This is a genomic window from Mesorhizobium loti R88b (genome assembly GCF_013170845.1).
Taxonomy (GTDB): Bacteria; Pseudomonadota; Alphaproteobacteria; order Rhizobiales; family Rhizobiaceae; genus Mesorhizobium; species Mesorhizobium loti_B.
In genome coordinates, this window is record NZ_CP033367.1 from 6,674,425 (window position 1) to 6,686,443 (window position 12,019).

At 60.6% G+C, this 12,019-nt stretch carries 10 protein-coding genes; 5 read left to right on the plus strand and 5 right to left on the minus strand.

What is annotated here, in order from left to right; all coding sequences use genetic code 11:
• The first annotated feature begins 22 nt into the window (after window positions 1-22).
• The gene (locus EB235_RS32280) at window positions 23-2,239 is read left to right on the plus strand and encodes a hypothetical protein (RefSeq protein WP_152536314.1); all 2,217 of its coding nucleotides are present in this window, start codon (window positions 23-25) and stop codon (window positions 2,237-2,239) included.
• 207 nt (window positions 2,240-2,446) lie between these two features.
• On the opposite strand, the gene EB235_RS32285 is transcribed toward EB235_RS32280, so the two are convergent.
• The 4 genes from EB235_RS32285 to EB235_RS32300 form a co-directional block, all read right to left on the minus strand.
• Window positions 2,447-3,505: a hypothetical protein gene (locus EB235_RS32285; protein WP_027033391.1), complete on the minus strand. Its 1,059-nt coding sequence runs from the start codon at window positions 3,503-3,505 to the stop codon at window positions 2,447-2,449.
• 93 nt (window positions 3,506-3,598) lie between these two features.
• Window positions 3,599-4,108: a hypothetical protein gene (locus EB235_RS32290; RefSeq protein WP_027033390.1), complete on the minus strand. Its 510-nt coding sequence runs from the start codon at window positions 4,106-4,108 to the stop codon at window positions 3,599-3,601.
• A gap of 401 nt (window positions 4,109-4,509) precedes the next feature.
• Complete coding sequence (scpB, locus tag EB235_RS32295) at window positions 4,510-5,205, minus strand: SMC-Scp complex subunit ScpB (RefSeq protein ID WP_027033389.1); 696 nt, start codon at window positions 5,203-5,205, stop codon at window positions 4,510-4,512.
• Between the two features lie 2 nt (window positions 5,206-5,207).
• Window positions 5,208-6,161, minus strand: a complete 954-nt coding sequence (locus EB235_RS32300; RefSeq protein WP_027033388.1) for a DUF1403 family protein — start codon at window positions 6,159-6,161, stop codon at window positions 5,208-5,210.
• Between the two features lie 723 nt (window positions 6,162-6,884).
• On the opposite strand from EB235_RS32300, the gene EB235_RS32305 reads away from it, so the two are divergent.
• The 4 genes from EB235_RS32305 (at window position 6,885) to EB235_RS32320 (ending at window position 9,835) form a co-directional block, all read left to right on the plus strand.
• A complete protein-coding gene (locus tag EB235_RS32305) occupies window positions 6,885-7,178 on the plus strand; it encodes a DUF2604 domain-containing protein (RefSeq protein ID WP_027033387.1) in 294 nt (97 codons plus the stop codon).
• Window positions 7,171-7,788, plus strand: a complete 618-nt coding sequence (locus tag EB235_RS32310; protein ID WP_027033386.1) for a putative metal-binding protein — start codon at window positions 7,171-7,173, stop codon at window positions 7,786-7,788. Before EB235_RS32305 ends, EB235_RS32310 begins: the two co-directional genes overlap by 8 nt.
• 8 nt (window positions 7,789-7,796) lie before the next feature.
• On the plus strand, window positions 7,797-8,273 hold the full coding sequence (locus EB235_RS32315; RefSeq protein WP_224713146.1) for a Mov34/MPN/PAD-1 family protein: 477 nt from the start codon (window positions 7,797-7,799) through the stop codon (window positions 8,271-8,273).
• Between the two features lie 104 nt (window positions 8,274-8,377).
• Window positions 8,378-9,835: an E2 ligase fold family C protein gene (locus tag EB235_RS32320; RefSeq protein ID WP_224713147.1), complete on the plus strand. Its 1,458-nt coding sequence runs from the start codon at window positions 8,378-8,380 to the stop codon at window positions 9,833-9,835.
• A gap of 49 nt (window positions 9,836-9,884) precedes the next feature.
• Here the strand turns inward: EB235_RS32320 and rlxS are convergent, their stop codons facing one another.
• Window positions 9,885-11,855: a relaxase/mobilization nuclease RlxS gene (rlxS, locus tag EB235_RS32325; RefSeq protein WP_027033384.1), complete on the minus strand. Its 1,971-nt coding sequence runs from the start codon at window positions 11,853-11,855 to the stop codon at window positions 9,885-9,887.
• Window positions 11,856-12,019 lie beyond the last annotated feature (164 nt).

The following is a 12,019-nucleotide window of genomic DNA, read 5'->3' on the forward strand; positions in this document are numbered from 1 at the left end:
ATCGAAGACGGGGTGCGGGATTATGAGCTACGACCTCAGTGCACTTGGTTGGAAGGCATTCCAGGACTTAGCTGCTGCCGTAGCCGCGGAGATATTGAAGCGGCCCGTACAAACGTTTCTCGGATCGAATGACGGCGGACGCGACGCCGCGTTCTTAGGGCGCTGGGAAGACTCGGACGGTGCCACCTCCAAGTCAACAATCCAATGCAAGTTTCTTGGAAAGCCGGGAGCAAACCTAGCTCTGTCCGATTTAAAAGACGAACTGCCCAAAGCGGAAAAGCTTGCGGCTGATGGCCTCGCGGAAGACTACATCATCCTGACCAACGCCGGCGTTTCCGGTGATGCCGACGCTCAGATCTGCGCGGCATTTGAAGGTGCGGGCGTCAAGAGATGCCGCACATTCGGCGGAACATGGATTATCCAGCAGCTGACCGAGAACCCCAAGCTGCGCATGCTGGTGCCCCGCGTCTACGGCATCGGCGACTTGTCCCACATCATAACCGGTCATGGTTACAAGCAGGCCAAGGCCATTCTGGAATCGATGGGGTCCGACCTCAGCTGCTTCGTGCCGACGGACGCCTACCGGTCGGCAGTGAAAGCATTGCAGGAACACGGCTTTGTAATTCTATTGGGCGACCCCGCCTCCGGCAAATCCACGATCGCGGCAATTTTGGCGCTCGGCGCCATCGATGACGGCTGCCTGGGCGCCTTGAAGATCAACTCACCGGATCAGCTTAACCTGTGGCACCCGGGGGAGAGGCAGTTCCTCTGGGTCGACGATGCGTTTGGTCCCAATCACTTCGACGCTTCTCGGATGAGCCGCTGGAATGCCGAACTTGGTACCCTGCGCGCCGCTGTCGAAGGTGGCGCGCGTATCGTCTTCACCTCCCGCAACTACATCTGGGAGGCCGCCAAACCCCACTTGAAAACAAGTTCCTTCTCTCTGCTCAAGGAAAGCCAAGTGGTTGTCAACGTCCATGCGCTCTCCGACGAGGAGCGAGCTCAGATGCTGTACAATCACGTTCGCCGCGCCCAGCCCCAGCAGATACGCCATCGCCTGAAGCCATTCCTCCCCGCCATCGCCGTCAGCAAAGCGTTTTTGCCGGAAACTGCTCGCCGGCTTGGCGATCCGCTCTTCACCAAGAACCTCATCATCGGCGAGGAACGTCTAACGCGCCTAGTGGAGCACCCGGTTGAGTTCCTGACCGAGGTGCTGGCGCAGCTGGACGACGCGTCCCGCGCCGCAGTCGCCCTCATCTTCCTGAATTCGCAAGCCGGAGTACCCTCCCCTATCACCGCGAGTCCAGCTCTCGAAATGGTCACTCGTCTCGTGGGCGTAAAGCCCGCCGATCTGGCTCGTGCGATGCAGCATCTCAACGACAGTTTGACCCGACTAATATCGGAGGATGATGGCAACCGGTGGGTGTTCCGCCATCCAACGATTACCGACGCCTTCGCCACCCTCGTCGCAGCCTCGCCCGAACTGGTAGAGCTTTATGCTCACGGCGCTAAACTCGACCGCCTGCTCGGTGAAGTCGCGTGTAATTCAAAGGCAGCAGAAGACGGGCGGATCCGGGTCCCTCCCGCTCTCTACCCGGGGCTCATCGAGCGGCTGAAGGCCAGCCCTTTGGATGAATCGTTGAAGTCTTTCCTAGGCGCACGCTGTGAAAGAGCCTTTCTCGCCATGGTACTGGAGGCCCGGCCAGACATTTTGGAGTGGGCCGCACGGGCGCCTGCGAGCGGTCAGGCGCTTGGCGGAAAACTCCTGATCGCCGCCCTGGCGTCGTGGGGCCTTCTGCCGGAAGAAGTGCGCCAGAAAATGGTGGCGGACATCCGCGAGCAATCGATCACTTGGCTGGACGCCAAGCCGCTGACGGACACATTGCTCCGACAGATATTCAAGGATGCTGAGTTCGCCGACTACGCCGAGGCGTTTCGTAAGGAATGGCTCTCAGACATTCCCAGCGTATTCGGTGAATTTAGTCGATTTTCCTCCGAGGACGCGCCGGGCATGTACAAGGAATTCAAGGAAAATCTGAAGGTCGCGCAGGCCTACTTTGAGCTGAAAAGCGACGACTCTTTTGACGAACTTTACGCCGAGATCGACGTCCACATCGAAGAACTTGAGTCCCTACAATCGGCTCCTGATAGCTCGGCCTGGAGCCCCACCTCGATGGAGAAATCGGCAGTACTGCCCTCTGACGGACCTGGCTTAATTTTCCACGACGTCGACGGCTAGGCGGTCAGTTTTCCGGATCGGGTTTCGCAGGACCCGTGATCGCAATCGAGCGTATTGGTAACGATGCGTTGCCTTCTGGTTAAGGAGCATTCGTCAATGTCCGACGACTGTGGCAATGGCTGAGCGGCGATCAATGCTCACGCAGCAGGCATCTACCGCCAAGCCGCATTTCCTTGACGATCTAGCACGGGAAGAATGGGTTAGCCGTCAATTTTCAGAACTGGTCCGCCGTAAAATATCGTCGGTACTGACATTCCACAATTGAGCTTTCGAGAGGATGAGCCGGCGAGCCAAACTTTCAACGTTGAAAACCTCATACGGGCCAAGGAATTCAGAGGAATCGCTGAATCCATGTGCCGTCATGAAATTTCGAATGAAGCTACTGATGTGGAGTGCGTCGGGGATTGTCAATTCGACATCACGAACAACTTGACCGTCGCTATACGGAGCCGGCGCCCCAAGCGTTGGCTTGATCCTATCTTCCGACCTGGATATCTCGCCCCTCACGATCCAATTCACCTTTTGGTCAACGTCTATCCCCGCCTCCTGGAGTCTATCCAAAATATCTTTCAACACGGCAGGGTTCCACTCGCCCGCCAGAAACCGCGCTTTAGCTGCGCTAGACTTCACTTGGAGTTTGATCTCTTCAATCGCTGAGAAGGCAAGATTGATTGCTATCGAGGTGTTTACGTGAGCTGAGTGGAGCTGGGAGCGCTTGTCGAAGATCTGGCCATACCTAGGGTGGGTTGACCACCATGTGATGCTCTCCGTTTCGAAGCTTCGCGATAGTTTGTGGATCGCATACACCAGACGTCTGTCCTGCCACGCAGTTGCAGCCAGCGCCACTGCAAGCGGGAAGTCGGGATCATGGCTGAATTGCTCAAAGAAACCATGACTCCGAAACACATCGCAGAAAACGCCTGTTTGTTCAGATGGATCGTCAGGCAGTTCAAAACCTCGGCGGAATGGGGCGTCTTGCTTGTAATTTCCTTCGATAACGTCGTTCGCCGCACGAACCAGCCCAATGATGTTGTTGGCCGTCGTCTCGTCCGAATCGATGACCATTAGTTGGCCGGCTATAGAGCCGGTCGGCCGCATAGTGAGCGCGTCAGGATGCGAGATTTCCGTCACCCCATTTTTGTAGAACCAAAATCGTTCTGACGGGTCGGCAATAAAGCGAATTTTCCAGCCCGCAGCCGAGCACATAAAATCGACTGCCTCAACGTGAGTGGGATTGAATATGAGGAAAGTGCAGTACGACGTCATCCTATTCCTACTCAGTGAAGCCGGGCAAATTCTTCAAACGGACTATGATGAGACGTCCGGCAGGATCCTTCCTCGCGCATCTCTCGCAGAAGGTCATGCCCCTTGACGAGGAACGAACGTCCAGAGCGAGAGTGTACCCCTCTTGCCTTGCCATTCCCGCCCCGCCCTAGTGAATCCGGACCGCTCAAGATTGTTTCTCATGGTGTTGCTGTCGGTCGTGGCATAGGCAGGCTCGCGGAGCTCTTTGAGGATAGCCTCGACGAGGCCGCCGGAGAGCCGTTTGCCCTGCATCTCTTTGGCGATCACAACATATCCCAACTCCGGCGCAGTTTCGTAGCCTGCGATCGGAGCCGCCGCTGCGGCGAACGTATTTACCCGGTATCCGGAGTGGGGGTTTTTTAGCGTGGCGACGCCGACGATGCGGTCAGTCGCCTTGACGCGGAGTAGCGCCAGCGTCCGTGTCCGCCCCAGTCGCGCACCAATTTGATCCGGGGTGCCTTTGACGGCGCCACCCTTAATCACGAGTTGGGTCAGCGACAGTCGGGCCTCCGAGTTGAGATCGCGGAAGACGCCGCACCACAGGTAAGTCTCGTTTTCGTCCATAAAGAACGCTCGGCGAGTAAGAGGGTAATCCAGCCCTATGTTGGGCCCTCAATGGGCTTTGGCTGGTAGTAGATAGCATCGAGCATAGCAACACGGACATCCCACATCTCCATTTCCCATGTCGTGGGGCGCGGGGTCTTGTACCAAGGTGCCTGTTGGATGGGGTCGATCACCCGCTCCCAGTAGTTCTTCAACCCGATGGTGGTGGGCGCAGACGAGAGGGAGTAGCGAGACCTGCCGTGTTGCCACCGTTCACGCAGACGAAGAGGTCGGGGCGTTTCACTGCGAGGAGCCGGGTGGCCGCCAAGACGCGCGGTACGCGGGATTGCGAGAATGCAGCGGTGAATGCTGCACACATTTCGGACACGCAACTGCCGGCGGTTGCTACGCGCCCCGGACAGTCAATCCTCGATCTCTGGGTGGGCGTTTCGATGGTTGGAAGAAAACCCCGGCACGATGTCGCCGGCCAGCAGCTTCTCCTTCGACAGCAGGCCTGCATCCTCCAGTGCCTCGAATTCGGGCAGCTGGCGCAGCGTGTCGAGCCCGAACTGCGACAGGAAAGTCTTCGTCGTTACATAGGTGTATGGCGCGCCCGGCTGCGGCGAGCGCGGCCCCGAGGCGATGAGGTCCTGCCCCCGCAGCACGCCGATCAGGTCGCGCGACACCTCCTTGCCGAAAAAGCTAGACAGCTCGCCGCGCGTGATCGGCTGGAAATAGGCAATGCACATCAAAACCAGTGCCTCCGCCTGCGACAGTTCTTTTGCCCCCTCGCCCGCTGCCGTGCCGAAGGCGGCGCGGATGGCGTCGCCAAAAATTTTCTTGGTCCGGTGCTGCCAGCCGCCAGCGACCGCGACCAGTTCATAGGGGCGGCCGGCGAGCTCGGCGCGGATGTCGTCGATGACCAGCTCGATATTGCAATTCCTTCCCACCACCCGCGCGAGGACACTGCGTGTCACTGGTTCATTTGCCGCAAAGATCACCGCCTCCACCCGGCCCATCCACTCACGCCAGCGCAGTTCTGGCGGCAGGTGATCGAGCTCGGTGTCAAGCAGCGCCGGCTGATCGTTCGACTTGCGGCGGGCAGAGGCTTCGCTCATCGCTAGAGTCCAAACAGCCGGAAGGTGGGACGGTCGGAGAGCTCGCGCACGGCCTCCAGTTGCTGCAGCCGCTCGAACAGCCGCCGGGATGCAAAGCGCGACAGATTCTTCGTCGTCAGCGATCCAGAGACGGCGTCTTCGTTGAACAGCAGGAAGACCACCTCGCCGGCGCCTTTGGAGCGCAATTTCGGCGCCACCGCCAGGAGTTTTGCGGCGCGGCGCGACAACTCGGTGGCCAGCCGGCAGGCATCGGCCGCAGCGTGAACCAGCGCGACGCAGACCGCCCGCTCAAAATTCTTGTCCCCTGGCCGGATGCGTTTGCCGCCGCCGTCGGGGCGAAAAGCCGGACCAAAGGCCTGAGCCATCAGCAGCGGCAGGGGCTGCGGCCACCCCAGGCTTTGCGCCAGCACTAGGTCGGCGAGCCACCAACCAAAAAGCTCGGCATCGGGCCTCATGGCGACGACGTGAGCGACGATCGCCGCGGCGGCGAACGGCGCCGGTCGCTGCGACCGCGCCAGGTTTTCAATGTCCCTACAGAGGTCGGCGAGCGCCGCGCTCTCCCAATGGAACCCGAGCTGGTCGAGTATCTTTTCGAGCCGGTCAGGGGTAGCGACGGGCGGCTGTCCGGCCAACTGCCGCCAGGCGCCAAAGATGGTGCCCGCGGGTCCGGAGTCGGCCCCGGCTGGGCGCAGATACCAGGCGTCGCGCAAGGCGGCCGCGTCCTCGGCGCGGCCGGCGAGCCGCATGCTGGCGGCGGCGCAGCTCAGCGCCAGCCGCTGCCGCCAAACGCCGGCCCAGGCAGGCTGTGCGCGGGCGAGCGTGTCGAGGACACCCAGGGCGGCGCCGGCCCGGAAGGCGGCGGCGCCGTCGCTCGGCGCGCCGGCGCTTGTGATCGCCCAAGCCGGAACGGAGGGCGGCGCACCCGAGCTGGCGGTCGCGGGATCAAGGCGAATCATGATTTGGAGAGTAAAGTGCCGGTGCGCTTATGGCCATGACTTTTGTGCCAAAACGCACAGCCTGTCGTGCGTCAACAACGAATGATAATGTTGCATTATCAGTCGCTTAACTCTACTCTTTCCACTCGCAACAAGTTAGCTGGATAACATCACTCTTCGGGCACACCCGGACGACGGTTTGGTGCAGCCACTCACGTCAATCCGGACAGTCCCGTCTTCTCGTCGCGACTATCCCGGTACCCGGTGTTGGTCACGGCGACCTGCTTCCGAGCCACCTTTCGAATAGGCCGAGCTCGGATCACCAACTCTAAAGCTCCGCGTGATTGCCTATTCGATAAACCCTCCGTCAAGATTGCAGCGGCTAGGAGCCGCCGCAGCCAAACCGTCACAGCGCCCGCCCAATCGAACCTGAAATCATACCGGCCGGCGGACTTGCACGGGGGCCGTCAGTGGAGCAGGCGCGTGAAAGAGCACATGAAATAGGTGTATCGCCAATATTTTCGTATTGCTCTAATCGATTATAGTTGTGAAGCGCAATTTCAGCCCGTTTACTTGCCGCTCAAGTCACGCATAAAAGAAGGTAGCACCGATTCGGTAGCTTATCCCCTGTCTTTTGCGTACTCGCGGCCCGTGGCGCCGAGTGGACGATTGAAGATCGCCGGTCTCACTAGCGGGTGGGCACAAGCGCCTGGGGCCGGTTGGCAAGCCACAGGAGTAGGACAAATGTCGAAGGATTCGGGTAAGGGCGATCACGGCGGCGGGCCAGGCAAGATCGAGATCACGGTGGTGGTGAACGGCCAGCCCACGCAGGTCGAAGCCAATCCCAACCAGCCGCTTCACGTCGTTCGTGCCAAAGCCCTTGAGAACACGCAGAACGTCGCCCAGCCGGCCGAGAATTGGGAATTCAAGGATGAGGCCGGCAACCTGCTCGACGTGGACAAAAAAGTTGGCGATTTCGGTTTCGCGAACATTGTGACCCTGTTCCTCAGCCTGAAGGCGGGTGTAGCAGGTGCCTGAAATCCAGACTGTGGACCCTGCGGTCTCGCGAGCGAAATTCGATCGGCAGATCGGCTGGTTCCAAACGCAAGCGGGCGCTTACCGGGCTCAGGGTTGTTTCCTGATCGAGGCGAGATTCCCTACTGCCTTCTTCATCTTCGCACCGCCCAAGATAAGGCCACAGATAATCGGTGCAGCTGTCGAGATCGACTTCTCCAATTACGACCTCCGACCTCCGTCGGTAGTCTTCGTCGACCCCTTTACCCGCCGGCCGGTTGCCCGCAAGGATTTACTGCTAAGTATGCTCAGACGACCGCATCTACCCGGAACCCCACCGGGTATGATTTCGGTCCTCATGCAGCAGAAAGCTCTGTCGCTATCGGACTTCCTCCAGGCCAACAGTGCGGAACATACGCCATTCCTGTGCATGGCAGGCGTCCGGGAATACCACGACAATCCAGCCCATTCAGGTGACTCATGGCTTCTCCACCGGGGTTCTGGCGAAGGCTGTTTGGCCTTTATCCTGGACAAGATCATCAAGTACGGGACCGGCCCCGTGGAGCAGATACAGTATCAGTTCCAAATCTCAGTGGGAGCGATGGTAGTACCCCCATCCGCCATCCCGGAATGAGCGTTTTGATGGATGTAACGACCGTGACGCTCCCGCGCCACTGCATCTCGACTGTGCATGCGCATCTGCGCTCGGTTGGTCGCGAAGGCAATGAGGGGATGGCGCTCTGGGTCGGCGTTCAGCAAGACCAGCATTTTGCCGTAACAGAGACCGTTATCCCGGCGCAGCGTCACATTCGGACGGGCGATGGTGTTTGCGTGATGGTTCCGGCCGAGGAACTGCACCGGCTTAATGTCTGGCTCTACAATAGCGGCCTGAAACTCTTGGCCCAGATCCATAGCCATCCGGGCCGAGCCTACCATTCGACGACCGACGATGCTTATGCGGTTGCTACCACGGTTGGGTGTCTGTCGCTGGTAGTGCCGAATTTCGCCCGCGAGCCTTTCGATTTTGCTCGAGTCGCCGCCTATCGGCTCGACGGAAAAGCCAACTGGAATGCGCTCCCTTCCGCGGCACTGTCGCGAATGATCACAATAACGAGTTGAACAATGGCACTCGCTAACTTTATCGGCCGCGCCGCCACGGCGGCATCTAGGTCCTAGCCGATTTTCATCTGGAGGACTTTAAAGCAGCTCTTGAAAAGCAGGTCGTGGCCGTCGCCTTTGACGATCAAGCCGCTTCCTGCGCCGAAGGCCAGGCGACACTAGATCTTGCGGTGAGGTTGCTCGCCAGGCTCTATCCAGTTCTGGCGATACTCCCGCTGGGCAGCGCGGCAAGCTCTCAAGCCCAAGCGCTGGAGCGCTTGGCAAAGTCGATAAATCCAAAAGTTGGCATCCGGCGTTCCGGCAAGTCTGCCACCATCTGCGTAGTTGCAGGGGTGACGCGCCCACCACTCCGGTGCCCGACCTTTTTCATGGGATCGGACGGTTGGGCGGCAAAGCTGTCGCGTACGGACCCGGTGGGCTCCGGCTCGAGTTTGCTGCCCTATGGAGCTGGCGCCGCCAGTTGCTTCGGCGCCGCCAACGTCTTTCGAACCATCTTCGCCGCCCAGCTGACCGGCGCCGAGTTAGACGAAACCATCGACCTCTCGTTATACAGCTACGACAAGACCAGAGCCGGCGAGGCAGGCCCGATCGACATACCTGTCGACCTTGGCGAAACGCACCTCGTTGGGCTCGGTGCGATAGGCCATGGCTCGCTTTGGGCGCTAGCGAGACAACCCGGTCTCACTGGTCGTCTGCATGTAATCGATCACGAAGCAATCGAACTCTCAAACCTGCAGCGCTACGCCTTGGCCGGCCAGGCGGAGATTGGCATGTCCAAGGCGGTTCTTGCAGCCACCGCCCTTAGATCGACGGCCCTTGGGGTCGAGGCGCACCCGCTGACGTGGGCAGAATATGTTGCGCGCCACGGCGACTGGGTCTTCGACCGAGTGGGTGTGGCGCTTGACACCGCCGCCGACCGTCTGGCGGTCCAAGGTGCTCTGCCCCGATGGATCGCGAATGCCTGGACGCAGGAGCACGACCTCGGCATCTCGCGGCACGGGTTCGATGACGGCCAAGCTTGCCTTTGTTGCATGTACCTGCCGTCCGGGAAATCCAAGGACGAGCACCAGCTGATTGCCGAGGAACTCGGAATACCGGAAGCACACGAGCAGGTGAAAACGCTCCTGCAGACCAATGCCGGAGTTCCCAACGACTTTGTAGTTCGGGTGGCTACAGCGATGGCTGTGCCGTTTGAACCGCTAGCCCCGTTTGTTGGCCAGCCCCTGCGTTCCTTTTATCAGCAGGCTATCTGCGGCGGTCTGGTGTTCCAGCTCAGTGATGGAAGTCGCCGCGTTCGAACCGTGGTTCCGATGGCCTTCCAGTCAGCGCTTGCCGGGATTATGCTTGCCGCCGAGCTCGTCAAACATAGCGCGGGTTTTCCCGTGGGCCCAACGACGAGCACTCGGGTGAATCTTCTGCGCCCACTTGGCTCCCACTTGCACGATCCGAAGGCCAAGGATTCCAGCGGCCGCTGCATCTGTAGCGATGACGATTTCATTGCCGCTTACAGGCGCAAATACGGCAAGAGCGTCGTACAGCTAAGCGATGTCTCCGCCGCCTAAGCAGACGCGCGAATGTCTCCGTTGCCGCCGAGCGGCGATGTGCGCGCCACTACGAAACGCTATGTCCGCTCCTCTGCCGTCCGAGGGTCCATGAGATAGCCTCCCCACGCGCCACACCGGAAACCTCCTTTCCGATGTACCGATCAAGCACCGGCCTCCATGGCACGAGCGTGAACTCGCGCGACTTCTCGATCACGGCATATTTGCCGCTGGCAAGCTCGACCGATCGGCGCAGCGTGCCTTCTATTCGTTCTCCAGGCTGCGCTTCGGCATACGAGAGACCGAGCTGATCCGACAGCTGGCCGGCGACACGGTTCAGCTCGCGCTGGCGCAGGATCGAAATCATGTTGGCACGATAGACGACCCGGTCCTGTTCTTCGTGCGCGAGGCCTTGCGCGATCAGCCACTGCCGCCGACGGGCATGCGCCTCCCGCACCTCATGCCCGAAGCCTGAGTTGCGCAACGGCTCCGGTCTCTCGGCAACCAGGTTCCGGTCGAGCCAGGTGGCGCCTTCGAAGCTGACTTGGCGTTCCAGCGGCATTGATGAGAGCTTCTCGACTATCACAGGCTCGACCCTGGCCCGCAGGCGCTCGTATTCCGCGACACGATCGAGATGATCCGGCGCGATGATCCAAGTGCCATTCGGCTCGCGCTCCACGCCGCCGGTGGAGCGCCGGATCGCCTCCAGCCGGCGGATATGCGTCTCGGCAAAGCTTTCGGTGGCGAACGCATCATGCTTGAGGTGCATATCGACGCTGTAACGGCCGCCGTGTGCGGTAGCGATGTCGGCGATTGTACGGTCGACTTGCCTGGGCTTGGTATCCCTCGACGTGACACGCACGATGCAGCCGTCGGGCGTCGGTTCTGTCAACTCGCCTTTGCCGATGTCTATCCAATGGCTTTTGCCGTCAACGCCGTCGACGATGAGGTAATGCCGATCGTTGATTTCGTCGGCGAGCCCGCGCGCGGCGAGGCGGCCGACGACCGGTGGGGAGGGCTCTTCACGTCGATCGTGGACAAGGTAATCGGCGGCACTGCGAGCGAGCCCCTTGCCAGTCAGCTCGCGGTGCATGGTCTTGATGATGTCGCCGCGTTCGCCGGTGCGGCGCAGCGTGGCTTCCAGCTCATCATCCAGGCGCCAGCGGACCGGGTCGACCTCCTCGGCTAAGCCCATCCGCTCGAGCTTGCGCAGACGGCCTTGATGCAGCGTCTGGCGAAAGGCGTCGCGGCCGTCCGTAGAAACAAGTCGGTCCTCATCGCGCATGCGCAGCAGCTGCCGGTCGATGCTGGTGAAGCGTTCCTGCTCCATTTCCTGGCGCAAGCGCTGTTCAATCTCGCGGTCGGTGCGGGGACCGAGGTCGAGGCTCACCAGTTCGGCCGCCCGCTCGCGAATGCCGCTCGAAATATACTCCCGCGCGATGACGAGGTTTTCGCCGCGATCATCCTTGCCGCGGACAATGATATGGGTGTGCGGATGGCCGGTGTTGAAATGGTCGACGGCAACCCAGTCGAGCTTCGTACCGAGGTCCTCTTGCATCTGCGCCATGAGACGGCGGGCGAGCGGCTTGAGGTCGTCATAGTCGATACCATCCTCGGGAGCGACGATGAAGCGGAATTGATGCCGGTCGCTATCCGCGCGATCGACGAAGGCCTTACTGTCGATGCGATCACTGCCGGGGCCATAGAGTTTGCCGGGTTCGCCTTCCCTGGTGACGCCATCGCGCTGGATGTAGCGCAGATGCGCACGCGCTCGGTCCGAACCCTTGCCGGCCAGCTTCACAATCCGCGCCTTGACCATCACCCGCCGCTGCCGGAAGGCGGCATACCGGTCGCGTGACTTGAGCAGCGCGGCCGCCGCCCCGCCCCGGCCTGTCCGGCTCCCCGTGAAGCGACCGCCGCGCTGGAGGCGGCCGCCGGCTCGGTTGATCGCTGCCTTGACCTGGCCGGCATAGCGCTTGCCTGCTTTCGAGCCGCGCGAGCCGATCTTGCCGAGCTTCGGCCTGAACTCATCGTCCTGCATACCAGCCTCCGGGCAAATTCAAGCGAAACCTGAGTCTCGCTGGCCCACCCTCCTGGCGCCGCCGGCAGCCTCCGGCAAAAACGATGTGCAGACAAAGGCTTCGCCGCCTCATGGAGGCGGTGCCTTTATCTTGCCTTACGCGCCCCTCGCCTTAAGCGTCCCTG

Bases quoted from the DNA above. Each gene is read 5' to 3' on its own strand.
- EB235_RS32280 (WP_152536314.1), top strand. From the start codon at position 23: ATGAGCTACGACCTCAGTGCACTTGGTTGGAAGGCATTCCAGGACTTA.
- EB235_RS32285 (WP_027033391.1), bottom strand. From the start codon at position 3,505: ATGACGTCGTACTGCACTTTCCTCATATTCAATCCCACTCACGTTGAG.
- EB235_RS32290 (WP_027033390.1), bottom strand. From the start codon at position 4,108: ATGGACGAAAACGAGACTTACCTGTGGTGCGGCGTCTTCCGCGATCTC.
- scpB (WP_027033389.1), bottom strand. From the start codon at position 5,205: ATGAGCGAAGCCTCTGCCCGCCGCAAGTCGAACGATCAGCCGGCGCTG.
- EB235_RS32300 (WP_027033388.1), bottom strand. From the start codon at position 6,161: ATGATTCGCCTTGATCCCGCGACCGCCAGCTCGGGTGCGCCGCCCTCC.
- EB235_RS32305 (WP_027033387.1), top strand. From the start codon at position 6,885: ATGTCGAAGGATTCGGGTAAGGGCGATCACGGCGGCGGGCCAGGCAAG.
- EB235_RS32315 (WP_224713146.1), top strand. From the start codon at position 7,797: ATGGATGTAACGACCGTGACGCTCCCGCGCCACTGCATCTCGACTGTG.
- rlxS (WP_027033384.1), bottom strand. From the start codon at position 11,855: ATGCAGGACGATGAGTTCAGGCCGAAGCTCGGCAAGATCGGCTCGCGC.